The 17,915-nt window shown below is 70.6% G+C and carries 18 protein-coding genes; 8 read left to right on the top strand and 10 right to left on the bottom strand.

The window, feature by feature from the left end; translation table 11 throughout:
• Positions 1 to 151: 151 nt before the first annotated feature.
• The 3 genes from E8A49_RS19500 (at position 152) to E8A49_RS19490 (ending at position 2,542) form a co-directional block, all read left to right on the top strand.
• Entirely contained in the window at positions 152 to 1,027 is an 876-nt protein-coding gene (locus tag E8A49_RS19500; RefSeq protein WP_293385560.1) for a bifunctional regulator KidO, read from the top strand.
• Positions 1,028 to 1,148: 121 nt separating this feature from the next.
• Complete coding sequence (locus E8A49_RS19495; RefSeq protein ID WP_293385557.1) at positions 1,149 to 2,390, top strand: serine hydrolase; 1,242 nt, start codon at positions 1,149 to 1,151, stop codon at positions 2,388 to 2,390.
• An 8-nt stretch (positions 2,391 to 2,398) separates the two neighbouring features.
• Positions 2,399 to 2,542: a hypothetical protein gene (locus E8A49_RS19490; RefSeq protein WP_293385554.1), complete on the top strand. Its 144-nt coding sequence runs from the start codon at positions 2,399 to 2,401 to the stop codon at positions 2,540 to 2,542.
• Here the strand turns inward: E8A49_RS19490 and E8A49_RS19485 are convergent.
• Positions 2,539 to 3,750 carry a Xaa-Pro peptidase family protein gene (locus tag E8A49_RS19485; protein ID WP_293385551.1) on the bottom strand — a complete coding sequence of 404 codons (1,212 nt, stop codon included), beginning with the start codon at positions 3,748 to 3,750 and terminating at the stop codon, positions 2,539 to 2,541. The genes E8A49_RS19490 and E8A49_RS19485 overlap by 4 nt on opposite strands.
• Positions 3,751 to 4,038: 288 nt before the next feature.
• Between E8A49_RS19485 and E8A49_RS19480 the strand changes: the two genes are divergently transcribed.
• Together E8A49_RS19480 and E8A49_RS19475 are read left to right on the top strand one after the other, a co-directional pair.
• On the top strand, positions 4,039 to 4,956 hold the full coding sequence (locus tag E8A49_RS19480; RefSeq protein WP_293385548.1) for an aminotransferase class IV: 918 nt from the start codon (positions 4,039 to 4,041) through the stop codon (positions 4,954 to 4,956).
• The gene (locus tag E8A49_RS19475) at positions 4,953 to 5,681 is read left to right on the top strand and encodes a hypothetical protein (protein ID WP_293385545.1); all 729 of its coding nucleotides are present in this window, start codon (positions 4,953 to 4,955) and stop codon (positions 5,679 to 5,681) included. The genes E8A49_RS19480 and E8A49_RS19475 overlap by 4 nt, the downstream gene beginning before the upstream one ends.
• A 51-nt stretch (positions 5,682 to 5,732) precedes the next feature.
• On the opposite strand, the gene E8A49_RS19470 is transcribed toward E8A49_RS19475, so the two are convergent.
• The 4 genes from E8A49_RS19470 to E8A49_RS19455 form a co-directional block, all read right to left on the bottom strand.
• Positions 5,733 to 6,377 carry a PEPxxWA-CTERM sorting domain-containing protein gene (locus tag E8A49_RS19470; protein ID WP_293385542.1) on the bottom strand — a complete coding sequence of 215 codons (645 nt, stop codon included), beginning with the start codon at positions 6,375 to 6,377 and terminating at the stop codon, positions 5,733 to 5,735.
• Positions 6,378 to 6,557: 180 nt separating this feature from the next.
• Positions 6,558 to 7,397, bottom strand: coding sequence for a dienelactone hydrolase family protein (locus E8A49_RS19465; RefSeq protein ID WP_366928838.1), 840 nt, complete (start codon positions 7,395 to 7,397; stop codon positions 6,558 to 6,560).
• 136 nt (positions 7,398 to 7,533) lie between these two features.
• Positions 7,534 to 9,048 (bottom strand): sigma-54 dependent transcriptional regulator, encoded by a 1,515-nt coding sequence (locus E8A49_RS19460; RefSeq protein ID WP_293385536.1) that lies wholly within the window; start codon positions 9,046 to 9,048, stop codon positions 7,534 to 7,536.
• Between the two features lie 163 nt (positions 9,049 to 9,211).
• Positions 9,212 to 9,748, bottom strand: a complete 537-nt coding sequence (locus tag E8A49_RS19455; protein WP_293385533.1) for a hypothetical protein — start codon at positions 9,746 to 9,748, stop codon at positions 9,212 to 9,214.
• A gap of 137 nt (positions 9,749 to 9,885) precedes the next feature.
• Between E8A49_RS19455 and E8A49_RS19450 the strand changes: the two genes are divergently transcribed.
• Positions 9,886 to 11,706, top strand: a complete 1,821-nt coding sequence (locus E8A49_RS19450) for an alkaline phosphatase family protein (protein ID WP_293385530.1) — start codon at positions 9,886 to 9,888, stop codon at positions 11,704 to 11,706.
• Between the two features lie 10 nt (positions 11,707 to 11,716).
• Here E8A49_RS19450 and E8A49_RS19445 read toward each other — a convergent pair whose 3' ends face one another.
• Genes E8A49_RS19445 through E8A49_RS19430 form a run of 4 tightly spaced genes read right to left on the bottom strand, consistent with a single transcriptional unit; the run spans position 11,717 to position 13,572 of the window.
• Positions 11,717 to 12,226 carry a hypothetical protein gene (locus E8A49_RS19445; RefSeq protein WP_293385527.1) on the bottom strand — a complete coding sequence of 170 codons (510 nt, stop codon included), beginning with the start codon at positions 12,224 to 12,226 and terminating at the stop codon, positions 11,717 to 11,719.
• Positions 12,227 to 12,255: 29 nt separating this feature from the next.
• The gene (locus E8A49_RS19440; RefSeq protein WP_293385524.1) at positions 12,256 to 12,840 is read right to left on the bottom strand and encodes a M56 family metallopeptidase; all 585 of its coding nucleotides are present in this window, start codon (positions 12,838 to 12,840) and stop codon (positions 12,256 to 12,258) included.
• The gene (locus E8A49_RS19435) at positions 12,828 to 13,211 is read right to left on the bottom strand and encodes a M56 family metallopeptidase (RefSeq protein ID WP_293385521.1); all 384 of its coding nucleotides are present in this window, start codon (positions 13,209 to 13,211) and stop codon (positions 12,828 to 12,830) included. The genes E8A49_RS19440 and E8A49_RS19435 overlap by 13 nt, the downstream gene beginning before the upstream one ends.
• Complete coding sequence (locus E8A49_RS19430) at positions 13,201 to 13,572, bottom strand: BlaI/MecI/CopY family transcriptional regulator (RefSeq protein ID WP_293385518.1); 372 nt, start codon at positions 13,570 to 13,572, stop codon at positions 13,201 to 13,203. The genes E8A49_RS19435 and E8A49_RS19430 overlap by 11 nt, the downstream gene beginning before the upstream one ends.
• Before the next feature lie 134 nt (positions 13,573 to 13,706).
• On the opposite strand from E8A49_RS19430, the gene E8A49_RS19425 reads away from it, so the two are divergent.
• Positions 13,707 to 15,785, top strand: a complete 2,079-nt coding sequence (locus tag E8A49_RS19425) for an acyltransferase family protein (RefSeq protein ID WP_293385515.1) — start codon at positions 13,707 to 13,709, stop codon at positions 15,783 to 15,785.
• Here E8A49_RS19425 and selD read toward each other — a convergent pair.
• A complete protein-coding gene (gene selD, locus E8A49_RS19420) occupies positions 15,724 to 16,794 on the bottom strand; it encodes a selenide, water dikinase SelD (RefSeq protein ID WP_293385512.1) in 1,071 nt (356 codons plus the stop codon). The genes E8A49_RS19425 and selD overlap by 62 nt on opposite strands.
• A 41-nt stretch (positions 16,795 to 16,835) precedes the next feature.
• On the opposite strand from selD, the gene mnmH reads away from it, so the two are divergent.
• Positions 16,836 to 17,903 carry a tRNA 2-selenouridine(34) synthase MnmH gene (gene mnmH / locus E8A49_RS19415; protein ID WP_366928840.1) on the top strand — a complete coding sequence of 356 codons (1,068 nt, stop codon included), beginning with the start codon at positions 16,836 to 16,838 and terminating at the stop codon, positions 17,901 to 17,903.
• Positions 17,904 to 17,915 lie beyond the last annotated feature (12 nt).

The raw sequence follows: 17,915 nt of genomic DNA, 5'->3' as shown, positions 1-17,915 counted from the left end.
GGCCGGTCCGCCAGCCTGTCCACAGGTCTTGCGCAACAACCCACACAGCCGCTTGAGATTTAACCCCTCGGAAAGGTCTCGGATACGGCTTCTTAGGCATCATGGGCCCAACATGTGGGCTCGTTGGAAGCGCCCCGAGTCGCCTGCACAGATGACCCCGCCCCTCAGCAAGCTTGGCCTTGGAACCGGCCAGTTCGGCCTGGATCAGCAGGCCGGCCCCCGTGGCCGCCCGCGCGACCAGGAAGCGCGCGAGATCCTGGCCATCGCCGCGCGTTCGGGGATGACGGTGCTGGAGGTGGGCCGCCATCCCAACCCCGCCGAGATCACCCTGGGCCAGGTGCTGCCCAAGCCCCAGCCCTTCAAGCTCACCGTCACCACCGTGCGCCCCGACCGCGGCGCCGACCTGGTCGACGCCGAGATCCGCGCGCAGCTGGCGCGCCTGGGTGTGGGCTCGGTCGACGCGATCCTGGCGCCTTCGGCCACCGACCTGTTCAGCGCCCACGGGCCGGAGCTGTGGGACCGGCTGCGCAAGCTGAAGGACGAGGGCCTCACCAAGAAGATCGGGGTCTCGGTCTACGCCTCGGACGATCCGGTGGGCTTGGCCAGGCGCTTCAAGCCGGACCTCGTCCAGGCGCCGGCCTCCCTGCTCGACCAGCGCCTGCTGATCGACGGCACGCTGGCCGAACTGGCCGGCATGGGGATCGAGGTGCATCTGCGCTCGATCTTCCTGAACGGCCTGCTGTTCCTGCCGCCCGACCGGGCGCCCAACCATCTGAAGGCCGCCGCCGGGCGGATCAGCCGCGCGCGCCGCCTGATCGCCGAGGGCCGCTCCGATCCGCTGCAGGCCGCCCTGGGCTTCGCCCTGTCGCGCCCTGAAGCCGCCTGCGTCCTGGTGGGCGTGGCCTCGGCCGCCGAGATGTCGGCGGTGATCGCCGCGGCCATGAGCCCGCCGCCGGACCTCGACTGGGACGAGATGGCGCTGGACGATCCCGACGCGCTCGATCCCCGCGCCTGGGCCGCGGCCTAACGCCATCCGGGAAACGGGGGCGCTATTGCCAGCCCCTAGGGAATGCCGCCATCTCTCGTGAAAACGGGGGGATTTCATGGCGTATCGGGTTTCGGTTCTGCGCGCGGCCACAATGCTCGCGATGGCCTTGGCTCTGGGGGCCGGCGCGCCGGCGACCGCGGCGCCCAAGCAGGTCGACCCCAAGGTCTCATCCATCGTCCCGGGCGATCCCGCCGCGCTGGGCTTCGACCAGGCCAAGTTGAAGGTCGCCGAGGACGGGCTGAAGGCCGACGTCGCCTCCGGCAAGATCGCCGGCGCCTATCTGCTGATCGGCCGCCACGGCAAGGTCGCCTTCCAGGAAGGCTTCGGCGTCCAGGGCCCCGGCCAGACGGCGCCGGTCACCGACAAGACCATCTTCCGCGTCTTCTCCATGACCAAGCCCATTGTCTCGGTCACCGCCATGACCTTGGTGGAGGAAGGCAAGCTCGACCTCGACGCGCCGGTCTCCAAGTACCTGCCGGAGTACGCCAACCTGGTGGTCTGGCAGCCGGATGGCACGACGAAGCCGGCCACCCGGCCCATGCTGGTGCGCAACCTGATGAGCCATACTTCGGGCCTGATCTATGGCTTCATCCAGCCCAACACGCCCATCGCCCAGGCCTGGGCCAAGGGCGGCGAAAACCGCAACGACCTGACGGCGCGCGAATACGCCCGGATGTTGGCCAAGCTGCCGCTGCGCACCGAGCCGGGCACGGCCTGGTTCTATTCCCATTCCACCGACGTGCTCGGCGCCGTGGTCGAGGTGGCGGGCGGCAAGCCGCTGGACGTCCTGATCCGCGAGCGCGTCACCGGGCCGCTCGGCATGACCGACACCGCCTTCTGGCAACCGGAGAGCAAGCGGGCGCGGTTCGCCGAGCCGGTCAACACCGGGGGCGGCGGGCCGCTTGAGGGACTCTATTACGACTACGCCAAGCCCACGCCCCTGCTGTCGGGCGGCGGCGGCATCTCGTCGACGGCGGAAGACTATCTGCGCTTCGTGCTGATGCTGGAGGGGAACGGTCAGTACAAGGGCGTGCGGATCCTCAAGCCGGAGACCCTGGCCCGCATGCGCCAGGACGAGACCACGCCGCAGATCCGCCAGGCCGGGCTGTTCTTTCCCGGTCCGGGCATGGGGTTCGGCCTGGGCTTCAGCCTGGTCAACGACGACACCCAGCAGCGGCCCGGAAACGGGACCTTCAGCTGGTGGGGCATCGCCGGCACCGAGTTCTGGGTCGATCCGAAGAACGACCTCTTCATGGTGTTCATGGTCCAGAGCCGTGAGCTCGCCTCGCAGTACCAGCGTAAGAACCGCGCCTGGATCTACGACGCCCTCGTGAAGCCCTAGGGGGTGCGTTGGCGCCTGACGCTGGCGACCGCCATGGCGTTGGCGCTGGGCGCCTCGCTGGCCACGGCGGCCCCGACACCGCGGCGCTGCTGATCGACTACCTGGCCAGGACCTATCCGAAGCCCGCCGCCGCCGCCCTAGGTGGCGACTAGTTCTGCGGCCTGAACGGCTCGTCCAGGCTGGGCTGCGGCTCGGTGAACCAGGCCGCGCCGGTCTCCGTCACGTGGAAGTGGTCCTCCAGGCGCACGCCGAAGGCGTCGGGCACGACGATCATCGGCTCGTTGGAGAAGCACATGCCGGGTTGCAGCGGGGTCGCATCGCCGCGCACAAGATAGGGCGCCTCGTGGATGGAAAGGCCGATGCCGTGGCCGGTGCGGTGCGGCAGGCCGGGCAGGGCGTAGTCGGGGCCGAAGCCCGCGGCCTCAAGCACCCGGCGCGCCACGGCGTCGATCTCCTCGCAGGCCACGCCTGGCTTCACGGCGGCGAAGGCGGCGGCCTGGGCCTGCTTCTCCACGTCCCAGACCCGGCGCTGGTCGGCGCTCGGCGTCCCGAAGACGTAGGTGCGGGTGATGTCGGAGTTGTAGCCTTGCACCTTGCAGCCTGTGTCGATCAGCACGAGGTCGCCCTGCGCCAGGGCCTGCTCGCCGGGCAGGCCGTGCGGATAGGCCGAGGCCAGGCCGAACTGCACCGCGCAGAAGGACGAGCCGTCGTCGGCGCCCAGCGCCCGGTGCGCCTGGTCGATGAAGCGGCGCACGGCGGTGGTGGTGATCCCTGGGGCGAGGATCCGGGCGGCCCGGCGGTGGACCTCCAGGGTCATGGCCTTGGCCTGGCGCATCAGGGCGAGTTCGGCCGGCGACTTGATCATCCGGCAGCCGTCGACGATCGGAGCGGCGTTCATCATCGCCACCTGCGGCGCGGCCAGCCGCAGGCCGTCATAGGCGAAGAACGGCAGGGCGGGATCGATGGCGAGGCTGGCGGCCTTCGGGTCGCCCAGCACCGTCGCCGCCAGCGCGTAGGGGCTCTCGTGCTCCTCCCAGAGGACGATCTCCGCGGTGATCCCCAGCGAGGCCTGCAGCGAGCCCAGCTCGAAGCGCGGGCAGACCATCACCGGCGCGCCCGTGCGCGGCAGGATCATCGCCACCAGCCGCTCGGTGGCGTTCCAGCCGACGCCCGCGAAATAGCGCAGCGAAGGCCCCGCGCCGACGATCATGGCGTCCGCGCCGAGGTCGGCCATCAGGGCCTGGGCGTGGGCGAGGCGCTCGGCGCGCTCGGCGGGGGTGATGGCAGGTGCTGGGTTGGGCCACGGCTTTAGCGCCGCGAGTTCGGCCTCCGCCGTCGATCCGCCGATGCCGTGGGTCATCTCTCAAGTCCTCCGCACGGCCCTGAAGAGACCGCGCCTTAAATCCATGGGGGCCAGAATTGCTTGGGCGTCCGGGCAACTCAAGGACTGGCCTCCGACCAGCCGCTTCGCGGCGCGCCAAGGGCGCGTCCTTGACTTGCCCGGACGCCCAAGCTCGCAATCAGCCATGGACTTAAGGGTCAACAGCATCCTGGGAGGATGCTGGCGTTCGCCCCCGGTTTTCCCCGTCCGTCATGGCCGGGACAAGCCCGGCCATGACGGCCGAAACGAGAGCGGCTAAGAAAGCCCATGCCCGGAAGCCAGGATTTCGCCGCCGACCCGCGCAACGCGGACCTCAGGATCTACCTCAACGGCGACCTGGTGCGCCGCGCCGAGGCCAAGGTGTCGATCTTCGACGCGGGCTTCGTGCTGGGCGACGGCGTCTGGGAGGGCCTGCGCTTGCACAAGGGCAAGCTGGTGTTCCTGCAGGCGCACCTCGACCGGCTCTACTGGGGCCTGGCGAAGATCGAGCTCGACCTCGGCCTGACGCCCGCTGAGCTCACCGCCGAGATCGAGAAGACCCTGGCGGCCAATGGCATGGAGCATGGCGCGCACCTGCGGCTGATGGTGACGCGCGGCGAGAAGAAGGCGGTCAACCAGGACCCGCGCAACTGGCTGGGCCAACCCACCCTCGTGATCACCGCCGAGTACAAGGAGCCGTCGCCGGAGATCGTCACCCGCGGCCTGTCGCTGGCCACCTCGCAGGTGGTCTGCACGCCCGCCGAGATGTTCGACATGCGGCTCAATTCGCACTCGCGCCTGGCGCTGATCACCGCCCTCCTGGACGCGATCAAGGCCGGCGCGGACGAGGCTGTGATGCTGGATCCCGGCGGCCACGTCTCGAGCTGCAACGCCACCAACCTGTTCTGGGTGCGCGACGGCAAGGTGCGCACTTCGGGCGGCCAGTTCTGCTTCAACGGGGTGACGCGGGCCAATGTCATCGCGCTCTGCGAGGCCAACGGCGTGCCGATCGAGCAGGGGCATTTCCCCCTGGGCGACCTGCACGCGGCCGACGAGGCCTTCGTCACCGGCACCTTCGGGGGGCTGACCCCGGTGCGGCAGGTGGACGGCCATGTGCTGCCCGCCGCCCTGCCGGGGCCGGTGACGGTGCGGCTGCGCGGGTTCTACGAGGCGCTGAAGGACGCCGAAGCGGGCGTCACGGCATGACCGCTGTGCGCATCGCCATGTGGTCGGGGCCGCGCAACATCTCGACCGCCATGATGCGGTCCTTCGAGAACCGCGCCGACTGCGCCGTGGTCGACGAGCCGTTCTACGCCGCCTATTTGGCCCAAACCGGCCTCAGCCACCCGATGACCGACGAGGTGCTGGCCTCGCAGCCGCAGGACTGGCGGACGGTGGCTGACGCTCTGGTGACCGACGAACCCGCGCCGGTCTTCTACCAGAAGCACATGACCCACCACATGCTGCCGGACTTCGGCCTGGACTGGACAGCGGCCTGCCGCAACGCCTTCCTGATCCGCGATCCGGCTGAGGTGCTGGCCTCCTATGTCAGGAAGCGCGCCGAGGTGACGTTGGAGGACATCGGCGCCGTGCGCCAGCGCGAGCTGTTCGAGCGCGAAGCTGAGCGGCTGGGCCACGCGCCGCCGGTGGTGGAAGGCGCCGACGTCCTGGCCGATCCGCGTGGGACCCTGGGCGCGCTCTGCGCGGCGCTGGGGATCCCGTTCCGCGAGGCGATGCTGGCGTGGCCGGCGGGACGGCGCGACAGCGACGGCGTCTGGGCGCCGGCCTGGTACGAGGCGGTCGAACGCTCCACAGGCTTCGCCGCGCCGGATCGCGCGCCCGCGCCGCCGCTTACGGCCGCGCTGGCGCGCATCGCCGAGGCCGCGCGGCCGCACTACGAGGCCCTGGCCCGCCACCGCATCGGCGCATGAAAAAGGGGCCGCCCGGGAGCGGTCCCTCTCTCGACGTCGATCGCAGGCCGATCAGGCCGCGGTGGCCGCGGTGCGGACCTTCCGGCGCAGGGTCGCGCCGACGCCGCCGAAGCCCAGGATCATCAGCGCCCAGGCCGCCGGTTCCGGCGCGCCCGAGCCGACGTTCACAACGTTCTCCACCGACAGGCTCGGGTGGTCGATGCCGAACACCGAGTAGGTGATGGTGAAGGTGTCGTTCTTGTTCGGATTGTAGGCCGGGTCCAGGAAGGAGAAGCTGATCTTCTCGCTGTTCTGGAAGCCGCCCGGCGCGCCGGCGTTGGTGGCGTTGTCGCCAATCGCCGAGGGGTCGAAGCTCACCGAAAAGCCGAAGGCGTCGGTGACGGTGATCGATTGGGTCAGGCCGTCGGCGTCGACCTCGCCAGCGCCCACCGAGGGGTTGAACGAGTAGTCGAAGTTGAAGGTGTCGCCGAGCGGGATCGAATAGACGTCGCCGACCGGCGTGATCTGCGGATGGACGCCGCTGATCTTCGACCGCAGCCCGATCTCGATGCCGCCCGCCGTGTCGGTGGCGAAGGCGCCGTTCGGGTTGCCGGTTCCGAAATAGACCCCCGGCGCGGCCAACGAGGCGTTCGTGGCGCTTTGGGCCTGCGCGCCCGAGGCGGCGGCTGTCAGGGCGACGGCCGAAACGGCCGCCATGCAAACTGCGCTCTTACTCACGGGGCACCCCTATCTGTTCGGTTGACTTGATCTCCGGCGCTTGGCCAGCGTCGCACTATCGATCTCTTATGCGACAGAACAGCATTACCGGGGAGGAAATACTTCCCGAACCGCGCCCTTGAGTGCGAGTCCGGCGCCGCCGGACTCGCGAGACGCGGATTAGACCAGGTTGCGCTTGTAGAGCGCGGTCAGTTCCGCCCAGGCTTTTTCGGCGCCGGTCTCGTTGTAGACCGCGCCATTGTCCTTGACGCACCAGCCGTGGTTGCAGCCGTCGTAGACCAGGACGGTGGCCTTCTTGCCGCCATCGGCGAAGGCCTTCTTCAGCACGTCCTTGTCGGTGGGCGAGCGCTGGTCGTCGTTGGCGGCGACCGCCGAATAGACCTCGGCCTTCATCTTGGGGATGAGCAGGTGCGGGCTGGTGTCGGCCTTGGTGACCAGGCCGCCGCCGTGGCAGGTGACCGCCCCGCCGATGCGGTCGGGCAGGATGGCGGCGGTGCGGTAGACCAGGGGACCGCCCATGCAATAGCCCTGGGTGCCGGCCTTCTTCTTCTTGTTGGTCTGCGGCTGGGCGTCGAGGAAGCCCAGATAGGCCACCGCGTCGCGGTCGATGCCGGGCTCGTCCATGCCCTTGCGGTTGGCCGGGTCCATGATCTTGGCGCGGGCGACGGGATCGTTGAAGTCCAGCGGACCGTCGACCACCGGCGCCTTCTTCACCCGGTAGAACGGGTTGGGCACCAGGACCACATAGCCCTGGGCGGCCAGGCGGCGGCCCATGTCGCGGAACACCGGGCGCAGGCCGCCGATGTCGGTCCAGATCAGCACCGCCGGCCAGGTCCCCTTGCCCTTCGGATAGAACAGCGCCGCGTCGGCCATGCCGTCGGGCGTCTTCACATTGACGTCCTTCTCCTCAACCGTCGCCTGGGCGTGCGCCATGGTCGCGGCCAGCGCGGCGGCGGCCGCAGCCGACAGGCCGAACGCCCGACGCGAGACGTCGCTCATTTGGAAAAGGTCCGGACGGTTATGCTCGTCGCACATGTGGGCTGCCTCCCTGGATTGAACCGCGTAGGGTCGGCGCCAATGTTACGGCGTTATTTCCGCGGGGGAAGCGGCAGAATCCAGTCGCGTCTCGGAGACGTCAGGCGGCGTCGGCCTCGTCGATCGTCTCGTCGCCCGTTCCGCGGATGACGTCCTCCAGCCCCTGTTCGCGGACCTTGCGGTAGAGGGTGGAGCGGCCGATGCCGAGCCGGCGGGCCACCTCGCTCATGTGGCCGGCGTAGATTTCGATGGCGAGCTGGATCAGGTCGCGCTCGATCTCCTCAAGCGTGCGCAGGTGGCCGCGCTCGTCGAGGATGCGCACGGGCACGGTCTGCGGCGCGCCGGCCATCAGCTGGGCGGCGGTGGGCGGCAGGCCGGGTGAGGCGAGGCCAGGCGTAACAAAGGCGGGCGTGGCGGCCTCGAAGGCCGGGGCCGGCGGGGCCACGCCGCTGATCGCCGGGAAGTCGTGGGGCTGCAGATAGGGCGCGTCGGCCAGCACGATGGCGCGATAGACCGCGTTCTCCAGCTGGCGGACGTTGCCGGGCCAGTCGAAGGCGGAGAGATAGGCCATGGTCTCGCTCGTCGCGCCGACCACGGACTTGCCTTCCTCGACGTTGAAGCGGCGGACGAAGGCGTCGACCAGGGCCGGCACGTCTTCCTTGCGTTCGCGAAGCGCCGGGGCCTCGATCGGGAAGACGTTCAGCCGGTAGTAGAGGTCCTCGCGGAAGCGGCCTTCCTTCACCGCCAGCGACAAGTCGCGGTTGGTGGCGGAGACGATACGCACGTCGACCTTGATCGGCCGCTTGCCGCCCACCGGGTCGATCTCGCTCTCCTGCAGGGCGCGCAGCAGCTTGACCTGGACGTCGAGGGGCAGCTCGCCGACCTCGTCGAGGAACAGGGTGCCGCCGTTGGCCTCCTGGAACTTGCCCAGGTGCTTTTCGTGGGCGCCGGTGAAGCTGCCCTTCTCGTGGCCGAACAGGATCGATTCCACGAGGTTCTCGGGGATCGCGCCGCAGTTGACGGCGACGAAGGGCTTGCCGGCGCGCTCGGAGGAGCCGTGGACGGCGCGGGCGATGACTTCCTTGCCGACGCCGCTTTCGCCGGTGATCAGGATCGGGATGGCCGACCTGGCGGCGCGCTCGCCCAGGCGCTTGACCATCACCATGGCCGGCGAAGCGCCGATCAGGTCGCCGAAGCCGGTGCGGCCCGAGGCGTGCTTCTTCAGCCGGTCGACCTCGCCCTTCAGCGCGCCCATGGACAGCGCATTGGCGATGGAGACCATGATCCGCTCTGGCGCGGCGGGCTTGATGAAGAAGTCCATGGCCCCGGCCTGCATGGCCTGGACGATGGTGTCGACGCCGCCGGTGGCGGTGACCACGATCACCGGCTGGGAGAAGCCGCGGGCCCGCATCTCCACCAGGGTGTCCTGGCCGGACATCCCGGGCATGACCATGTCGAGCAGGATGATGTCGGTCGCCGCGCCGGACGCCAGGTGGGCGATGGCCGCATCGCCGTTCTCGGCGTGCGCCACGGCGAGGCCCTCGCGTTCGAGGACCGCCTGGATCAGCCGCCGCTGCGTCGGGTCGTCATCGACGACCAGGACCGTTTTAGCCATTTGAAGACACCACCATGACCGGCCAGCGCCTCATGGACGCGGGCTCCGTTGTCACGAATTGATACAGGCTCGGAGTAAAGGCCGAGTTTCGGAGAGCTGAGTCAGGCGTTAACGGCCGGCCGGCCGGCGCGGAACGGGCGCTCGGCGCTCGGAACAGGCCGCGTCAGCCGCCCTTGGCCGCCTTGCGGCTCTTCTTGGCGGGCGTGGCCGGGGGTGAATCCGCGGCTTGCGCTTCCGTCTGGGTGACGCCGCACTTCAGATTGACTTCCATGCCGCGCAGGAAGCCGCGCCGGGCGTAGCCGGCGGCGACGGCGTCGTGCAGGTCCTTGTCCTTCTTGCTGGCGCCGGTGACGAAGCGCAGCACGCCGCTGTAGGGGACGAGGCCCTTGGCCGCCTCCATGCCCCGGTGGGCCATGGTCTCCCCCGGTTGGGTGACGCCGGAGTCGAGATCAGGGCCGATGAGGTTGCTGAGCTGCAGGATCTCGGCGGGGATGGTGTCGCAGGCCGGCGCGGCGGGCGCCTTGTACGGATCGGCTTTCACCTGCACCAGCAACGCCGGCACGTCGGATCCCACCAGGCCCAGTCCCGCGGCTGCGTTGCTAAGGCTATTGCCGCCGCCCGTGCTGTTCTGCGCCAACGCCGGCGCCGCGATCAACGCGACGCTCACGCCGAGAACCGCCGTCATGCTGATGACGCGCATGCCCAACCCCATGCCCTAATCTTAACCCCAGATTAACCTATAGCACAGCTAGGGCCGGGAACCCAATCCATGGCTTGTCGCCGCCGCCTGCGGCATGTTGAAACTGTGTTGTCACGAAGCATCGCCATGTTGGCGGCATGCAAATCCTGAAATTCGCCGCCGCGGGCGCGATGGCCGCGGCGTTTTTGTGCGGGTTTCCCGCCGCCGCCGCGCCGCGCAATCTCATCATCTTTGTGGCCGACGGCCTGCGCTCGCACAGCGTGACGCCGGAGGTGGCGCCCGCCCTGGCCGCCGTGCGGTCCGAGGGCGTCGATTTCGCCAACAGCCACTCGCTCTATCCGACGGTGACCACGCCCAATTCCTCGGCCATCGCCACCGGCCATCTGCTGGGCGACACCGGCGACTTCGGCAACACCATCTTCGTGGGCGAGCCTCTGCCGCCGCCCTTCGGCGCCTCCATCGCCGGCATCGAGGACGACGACGCCCAGGCGGTGATGAACCAGCGGTTCGGCGGCGACTACCTGGGCGAGACCACGCTCCTGGCCGCCGCCCGGGCCAAGGGGTACGCCACCGCCGCCCTCGGCAAGCACGGCCCGACCGCCATCCAGGATGTGACCTCCCGCGACGGCCTGGGGACCATCGAGCTGGACGACGACACCGGCGGCCGCGACGGCGGCCACGGCATTCCGTTGCGCGCGGAGATCGCGGCGGCGATCAAGGCCGCGGGCCTCGAGCCCCTGCCGCCGGACCGCGGCCTGAACGGCGGCGGCGGGGCCTACAACATGGCCGGAACGCTGGTGGCCAATGTCGACCAGCAGAACTGGTTCGCTGGCGTGGCCACCAAGGTGCTGCTGCCGCGGTTCAAGGCCGAGGGCAAACCCTTCGTCCTGGTCTTCTGGTCGCGCGACCCCGACGGCACCCAGCACGGCCAGGGCGACAGCCTGAACGCGCTGGAGCCTGGCATCAACGGCCCGACCTCCAAGGCCGCGATCCGCAACGCCTCCAACGACCTGCAGGCCCTGCGCGACGCGCTGAAGGCCCTGGGCCTCGACGACAACACCGACGTGATCGTCACCGCCGACCACGGCTTCTCCACCATGTCGCGGCAGAGCCCGGCCAGCCCGGCGGCGAAGTTCCGCTATCGCGACGTGCAGCCGGGCTTCCTGCCGCAGGGCTTCCTGGACATCGACATGTCCATCGGCCTGAAGCTGCCGCTGCGCGACGCCACCGGCGACATCGTGCATCCGGAGCAGGGCTTCTATCCCAAGCACGGCTCGCTGCTGGGCGCCGATCCCAAGCATCCTGAGGTCGCCATCGCCCCCAACGGCGGCTCGGACCTGCTTTACCTGCCCGGTCCCGGCGCCAAGGCGCTGGCGCCCAAGGTGGTCGCCTTCCTGACCCGCCAGGACTACGTCGGCGCGATCTTCGTCAACGACGCCCTGGGCGCGATCCCGGGCAGCCTGCCGATGAGCCGGATCGGCCTGATCGGCTCGGCGCGCACGCCGCAGCCCTCGATCATGGTCTCGTTCAAGAGCTGGTCCACGGGTTGCGCCGACCCGGAGATGTGCGGGGTCGAGATCGCCGACAGCGGCCAGCAGCAGGGCCAGGGCATCCACGGCTCCTTCGGCCGTCAGGACACCCACAACTTCATGGCCGCCATCGGCCCGGACTTCAAAACCCGCTTCGTGGATCCCGCGCCGGTCTCCAACGCCGACTGGGCCAATACCCTGGCCCACATCATCGGGGTCCAGCTCTCCGACAACGGCCACCTGCGCGGCCGGGTGATGGGCGAGGCGCTGACCGAGGGCGCGGCGGTTCCCGAGGTCCGCCCGGCGACCCTGCGCTCCGAGCCCGCCGCCAACGGCTTCGTCACCGTGCTCAATATCCAGGAGGCCGGCGGCGAGACCTATTTCGACGCCGCCGGCATGCCGGGCCGCACCCTCGGCCTGAAGCCCTAGGGTCGGCCCCTTAGGATTGGGGCCTGCGGCCCGGCCGCGCCTGGTCGCCGATCCCCCAGCCGGCGGGGCAGGGCCCCAGGCGCTGGAAATGCTGCGACTGTTTGACGGGCTCCACCTCGCGGTCGAGGGCCACGAGGGCGAAGTCGAGCCGGAAGTCGCGGGTCCGGTCGCCGTGCATCGCCGAGCCCACCGAGAACAGCCGCCCGTCGACCTGGCAGCGCAGCGACCATCCGTCCGGCGTCGCCGCCGGGCCGCCCACGTCCAGGCAGGGCGCGCCGTTGATCTCGGCGCGGGTGCGCGTGAAGATCTGGGCGAGGCTGCTGTCGGCGCAGATATAGGTCGAAGCCCCCGGCGCGCCGTCGGGGCGGACCACCTCGATGCGCCAGAGGTGCGGCGGGTCGACGGCCTGTTGGCGCGCCAGCAGCCGCTCGGCGGCGTCGGGCCCGCCGCAGGCGGCGAGGCCCGAGAGGAGCAGGCTGGCGGCGGCCAAGCGCCAGCCGCCGGCGGCGGGTCCGGTCATGCGGTCGTCCTTGGGTCTGCGAAAGGCGTCTAGCGGCGCGCGGCGTAGTAGTGCGACCAGCGCACGATGCTCAGCTGGACGTGCGGCGCGGGATTGGGAACGGCGACGACGATCGGCGGCATGCCCTGCGCTTCGGCCATCGGCTGGGCCTTCCAGGCGACGAAGGCCGACAGCGCGACCAGGGCCGCCAGGGCGAGCGCCCCCAGGTCGCGGCGCTGGAAGGTGGGCATCGGCTGGCGCAGGGCCGCGATCCGCAGCTCCAGCGGGTGCGCCGCCGAACCGGCCAGCCAGTGGCAGCCGAACGGGGCGGCGACCGCGCCGAGCTGGGTCTTCAGCAGGGTTTCGGCGTAGCGGCGCTTCTGGCCGGCGCGGTGGCGAAGCACCGTGGCGTCGCAGGCCAGTTCCTGGTCCAGCCGCGCCTGATGCGCGGCCATGTGGACCAGCGGGTTGAACCAGCACAGGCATTGGGCGATCGCGATCAGAGCGTTGGCGCGTGGGTCGCCGCGCAGGATGTGGGTGCGCTCGTGGGCGCGGATCAGGGCGCGCTCGTCGTCGCTATAGAGGCGGTCGGCGTCGGCGGGCATGACGATGCGCGGGGCGATCACCCCGGCCACCGCCGGCCCCGCCAGGCCCTGGCGCGCCAGGTCGAGGAACCTGAGCTGGCCCGCCGCCAGGCCGATGGCCAGGCCGCCGCGCCCACAAGCCAGACCCCGATCAGGAGGGCCGCCGGCGCCTCGGCCAGCGTCCGGGACGCCAGGTAGACCGGGTCGAAATGCGGCCCAACACCCGGCGGGACGATGCGAGTGGCCGCCGCGGCGGGAACCAGGGTGGCCAGCGCGGCCATCGGCACGCAGGCCCACAGGCCATAGGTCAGCTCCGCGCCGAACGGACGGCGCGCCAGGGGCCGAAGCGCCAGCACCGCCAGCACCGCCGCGGCGGCGGCGAGGTTCAGGTGGAGCAGACCCGCCAGCACATCATTCGCCATCGTCGAGCTCCGCGATCAGGCGCTTCAGGCGCGCGACCTCCTGGGCCGACAGGTTGCGGTGCTTGGCGTAGTGGGCGACCAGCGGCGCGAGCTCGCCGCCGAACAGGCGGTCCAGCAGGCCCTGGCTTTCGCCCTGCACATAGTCCTCGCGGCTGACCAGGGCGCGGTAGCGGGTGCGGCCCTCGCTGCGTTCCGACAGCAGGGCCTTCTTCTTCAGGAGGCGGTTGATCAGGGTCTTCACCGTGGCCTCGCCCCAGCCCTGCGGCTGACCGACCTCGGCGACGATCTCGTCGGCGGCGAGCGGGCCTCGGCTCCACACCGCCTCCATCACCTGGCTTTCGGCAGCGGATATCTTGGCCATGCTCTTACGTCCGTGAATTCTCCCGAACGTTACATCCGTAAATTTTCTCGTCAAGTCACCGATCCGCGAGATTGACAGCCGAGCTTGCACACGGCTCTCCTCATTGGAATTACAAGCGTAATGTCGAGGGCGGGATGACCACGGACGGGACGGCGGCGATGCCCGGCGAGGCGCGACATCGGCGCGACATCGACGGCCTGCGCGCGCTCGCGGTGCTGGCCATCGTGATCTACCACGGCTTCCCGAAGTGGGTCCCGGGCGGCTTCGTCGGCGTCGACGTCTTCTTCGTGATCTCCGGGTTCCTGATCATCGGGATCATCGTCCGGGCGCGGGACGAGGGCCGGTTCTCCTATCTGAGGTTCTATCTGCGGCGGGCCCGGCGGATCGTGCCCGCCTATCTGGTGGTGTTGACGGCGATCGCGGGGCTCTCGCTCTGGCTGCTGCTGCCGCTGCGCCTGACTTGGGTCGGCGCCGCCCTGGCTGCCGCCGGCCTGTTCCTGACCAACCTCGGCTTCACGATCAGCTTCGGCTATTTCACGCCCGCGGTGCAGCAGAACCCGCTGCTGCACCTCTGGTCCCTCGGCGTCGAGGAACAGTTCTACCTGCTCTGGCCGCTGTTGTTGGCCTTCCTGTCGCTGGCGGCGCTTCGCCGCTGGCGTTTCGCCGTGGCGGCTGGGCTGGCGATCCTCTCGCTCGCCGGCGCACAGTGGCTGGTGAGCCACGACGGCGCGGTCTGGTCCTTCTTCCTCCTGCCGCCGAGGGCCTGGGAGTTCCTGGCCGGCGGGATCCTGGCCCTCGGCGCCACAGGCGGACCGCGCGGCGCCCTGGCGGCCAACGCCGCGGCCGGGATCGGCTTGGCGATGCTCGTCGGGTCTATGGCGTTGCTGAACGAAGCCACGCCATTTCCAGGCCTTGCGGCGGTTCCCGCCTGCCTGGGCGCGGCGCTCGTGCTGTGGAGCGGGATCGGCCGCGATCCGGTCGCGAGCGCGGCTCTGAGAAGCCCGCCGGCCGTGGGCGTCGGGCTCATCTCCTATTCCCTCTACCTCTGGCACTGGCCGGCGCTGATCTTCGCCCGTGAGTACGCGCAGCGCGACCTGAAGCCGCTGGAGATCGCTGGCGTGTTGGCCTTGAGCGCGGTCCTGGCGGCGGCCAGCTGGCGGTTCGTGGAGCAGCCGTGGCGCCGTCGCCCCGCGCCGCCGCGGCCGGGCAGAACGCTGGCGCTGACCCTTTCGCCGCTGCTCGTTTTCGTGGCGTTGGGCGCGGCGCTGTTCCTGACCCATGGCCTGCCGCAGAGGTTCTCGCCTGCGGCGCGCCAGGCCGCCGACATCGAGGAGACCGACATCAACCCGCGCCGGCTCGAGTGCTTCGTGAACGGCAAGCCGGTTCAGGCTGACGGCTGCCGCTATGGCGCGGCGGCCGGCGCCAAGGGCTACGACGTGCTGGTCTGGGGCGACTCCCACGCCGACGCGGTGGTCCCGGGGGTGGTGGACTGGGCGAAGGCCCGCGGCTGGAGCGTGCGCGAGGCGACTGAGGGCGGCTGCCCACCGCTGGTGGGCGCACGGTCCATGCAGCCGAAGACCGGCGAGATAAGGGGATGCCGGGCCTCCACCCGCTTGGTGATGAACGAGATCGCCGCCGATCCGAAGCTGAAGCTCATCGTGCTGGCGGCGCGCTGGCCGCTCTACGACGGCGACAAGCCCTACTACGACACCGGCAATCCGCCGCACAGCATGCTGGACGCCGCCGCGCCCGGCGATCGGGTCTATCCCCTCGATGAGGCCCTGGCTCGGACCTTGGCCGCCATCGCCGCCAGCGGGACAAGGGCGCAGGTCCTCGTGCTGGGTCCGGTCCCGGAACTCACCTTCTCACCCTCCTACTGCGTGGCCATGGCGCGCCATCTGGGGCGCTCGGAATGGCCGTGCTGGGATGCGCCGGCCACCCTGCCTCTGGCCCGCGCCCGGCCGGCGGAGGCGCAGATCGCGACGGCCCTGGCGGCTTGGCCGGATGTGAAGGTGTTCTATCCGTCGCGCCGGCTCTGCACACAGACGAGCTGCCTCACCGTCCTGAAGCATCGGCTGATCTACTTCGACGACGACCACCTGAGCGCCAGCGGCGCGCGGATGCTGGTCCCCGGCTGGCTGGACGCGGCGCTCAGGCCACCCGCACCCGCGCCGGTCCCGCCGTCATCCGGCCCACCGCGGCCGCCGCGCTGAAGCCCTGGTCGCGGACGAGGCCCAGCACCGTCTCGGCGGCCTCGGGCGCCGCGGCGATCAGCAGGCCGCCGCTGGTCTGGGGATCGGTGAGCAGGTCACGCGTCCAGTCGGCCAGGCCGTCCGCCAGCTCGACATCGGCGCCATAGCTCGCCCAGTTGCGGCCCGAGGCGCCGGTGCGCACCCCTGCCTCCGCCAAGCCCTCGACGCCCGCCAGCAGGGGCGGCGCGGCGATGAGCTCGGCGCCCAGGCCCGCGCCGCGGCAGAGCTCCAGCGCGTGGCCCAGCAGGCCGAAGCCGGTGACGTCGGTGACGGCATGGACACCGTCGATCCCGGCCAGCTCCGCGCCGACGCGGTTCAGCTGGGTGGTCGAGGCGATCAGGGCGGCGTAGCCCGCCGCGTCCAGCCGTTCCTGCTTGAAGGCCGCGCTCAACACGCCGACGCCCAGCGCCTTGGTCAGGATCAGCACGTCGCCCTCGCGCGCCGTGCGGTTGGTCAGCACCTTGTCGGGATGCACCAGGCCCAGCGCCACCAGGCCGTAGATCGGCTCGACGCTGTCGATGGAGTGGCCGCCGGCCACCGGGATCCCCGCCGCCGCGCAGACCGAGGCGCCGCCCTCCAGGATCGCGCGGATGGTCGCCGGCGGCAGCTTGTCCACCGGCATGCCGACCAGGGCCAGCGCCAGGATCGGCGTCCCGCCCATGGCGTAGACGTCGCTGAGCGCATTGGTCGCCGCGATCCGCCCGAAGTCGAAGGGATCGTCCACGACGGGCATGAAGAAGTCGGTGGTCGCCACCAGGGCCTGGCTGTCGTTCAGCCGCCAGACCGCCGCGTCGTCGGCGGTGTCGGTCCCCACCATCAGGTTGGCGAAGGCCGCGGTCGCCGGCATGCCCTGGAGGATGTCCTGCAACACCGCCGGGGCCAGCTTGCAGCCGCAGCCGCCGCCGTGGGCCAGGGCGGTGAGGCGGACGGGTTGGACGGCGAGGGTGGCTTCGGTCGTCGTGGCTGTCATAGGCTGCAGGATAGCGCGGCCCACGTTCCGAACCGAAGGCGATTTCCCTGTCCGGCATCGAGATCCTTGAGACGGCCGATCTGAAGAGCCTCGCGGTCTTCGATGCGGTGATCGACGTTCGCAGCCCGGGCGAGTTCGCGGAGGACCACGCGCCGGGCGCGGTGAACCTGCCGGTGCTCACCGACGCCGAGCGGGCCGAGGTCGGGACCATCTATGTGCAGGAGAGCCGCTTCCGCGCCCGGCGGATCGGCGCGGCCTACATCGCCCGCAACGTGGCCAGGCACCTGGAGACCGCGCTCGCCGACCGGCAGGGTTCGTTCCGGCCGCTGGTCTACTGCTGGCGCGGGGGCCAGCGGTCGAACGCCATGGCGACGATCCTGTCGCAAGTCGGCTGGCGAACGGGCCTGCTGGCCGGCGGCTACAAGACCTGGCGGCGGCACGTCACCGCGCGGCTCTATGACGGTGCGCTGCCGCTGCGTCTCGTGCTGATCGACGGCGGGACAGGCACCGGCAAGACCGAGGTGCTGGTCCGGCTGGCCGAGCGCGGCGTGCAGGTGGTGGACCTGGAGGGCCTGGCCGCCCATCGCGGCTCGCTGTTCGGGGCGCTGGCCGGCCAGCCGCAGCCGCCGCAGAAGCTGTTCGAATCCCGTCTGCTGGCCATCCTCGATGGCCTCGATCCGGCGCGGCCCGTGGTCGTCGAGGCGGAGTCCAGCAAGATCGGCGAGCGGATGACCCCGCCGGCGCTCTGGCAGGCCATGACCAGGGCGGGCCGCTTCGAACTCACGGCCTCGCCGCAGGCCCGGGCGCGCTACCTGGCGCGGACCTACAGCGACATCTCCCGCGACCGCCCCGCACTCGACGAGGCTCTGCGACGCCTGCCGACGCCGCCCGGACGCAAGCGGCTGGAGGCCTGGGGCCAGCTTGCCGACGCCGGCGCCTTCGAGGCGCTGGCGCTGGCGCTGATGGAGCTGCACTACGACCCGGCCTACCGCCGCTCCAGCCGCGGCGAGACGCGCGCCAGCCTGGGGGTCATCGACCTGGGCGAGATCGCCCCTGCCGACCTCGACCGCGCCGCCGACATGATCGCCGCGCGGTTGGCGGACGCCTGAAAGAAAGCCCCC

Source organism: Phenylobacterium sp. (genome assembly GCF_004799515.1).
Classification (GTDB): Bacteria; Pseudomonadota; Alphaproteobacteria; order Caulobacterales; family Caulobacteraceae; genus Phenylobacterium.
This window is presented reverse-complemented; position numbering and strand designations above follow the sequence as displayed.

Coding starts and splice junctions, on each gene's coding strand:
- selD (WP_293385512.1), bottom strand. CDS start 16,794: ATGACAGCCACGACGACCGAAGCCACCCTCGCCGTCCAACCCGTCCGC.
- E8A49_RS19435 (WP_293385521.1), bottom strand. CDS start 13,211: ATGGCGAATGATGTGCTGGCGGGTCTGCTCCACCTGAACCTCGCCGCC.
- E8A49_RS19475 (WP_293385545.1), top strand. CDS start 4,953: ATGACCGCTGTGCGCATCGCCATGTGGTCGGGGCCGCGCAACATCTCG.
- E8A49_RS19485 (WP_293385551.1), bottom strand. CDS start 3,750: ATGACCCACGGCATCGGCGGATCGACGGCGGAGGCCGAACTCGCGGCG.
- E8A49_RS19445 (WP_293385527.1), bottom strand. CDS start 12,226: ATGACCGGACCCGCCGCCGGCGGCTGGCGCTTGGCCGCCGCCAGCCTG.
- E8A49_RS19455 (WP_293385533.1), bottom strand. CDS start 9,748: ATGCGCGTCATCAGCATGACGGCGGTTCTCGGCGTGAGCGTCGCGTTG.
- E8A49_RS19460 (WP_293385536.1), bottom strand. CDS start 9,048: ATGGCTAAAACGGTCCTGGTCGTCGATGACGACCCGACGCAGCGGCGG.
- E8A49_RS19450 (WP_293385530.1), top strand. CDS start 9,886: ATGCAAATCCTGAAATTCGCCGCCGCGGGCGCGATGGCCGCGGCGTTT.
- E8A49_RS19425 (WP_293385515.1), top strand. CDS start 13,707: ATGACCACGGACGGGACGGCGGCGATGCCCGGCGAGGCGCGACATCGG.
- E8A49_RS19430 (WP_293385518.1), bottom strand. CDS start 13,572: ATGGCCAAGATATCCGCTGCCGAAAGCCAGGTGATGGAGGCGGTGTGG.
- E8A49_RS19480 (WP_293385548.1), top strand. CDS start 4,039: ATGCCCGGAAGCCAGGATTTCGCCGCCGACCCGCGCAACGCGGACCTC.
- E8A49_RS19495 (WP_293385557.1), top strand. CDS start 1,149: ATGGCCTTGGCTCTGGGGGCCGGCGCGCCGGCGACCGCGGCGCCCAAG.
- E8A49_RS19470 (WP_293385542.1), bottom strand. CDS start 6,377: ATGGCGGCCGTTTCGGCCGTCGCCCTGACAGCCGCCGCCTCGGGCGCG.
- E8A49_RS19465 (WP_366928838.1), bottom strand. CDS start 7,397: ATGAGCGACGTCTCGCGTCGGGCGTTCGGCCTGTCGGCTGCGGCCGCC.
- E8A49_RS19500 (WP_293385560.1), top strand. CDS start 152: ATGACCCCGCCCCTCAGCAAGCTTGGCCTTGGAACCGGCCAGTTCGGC.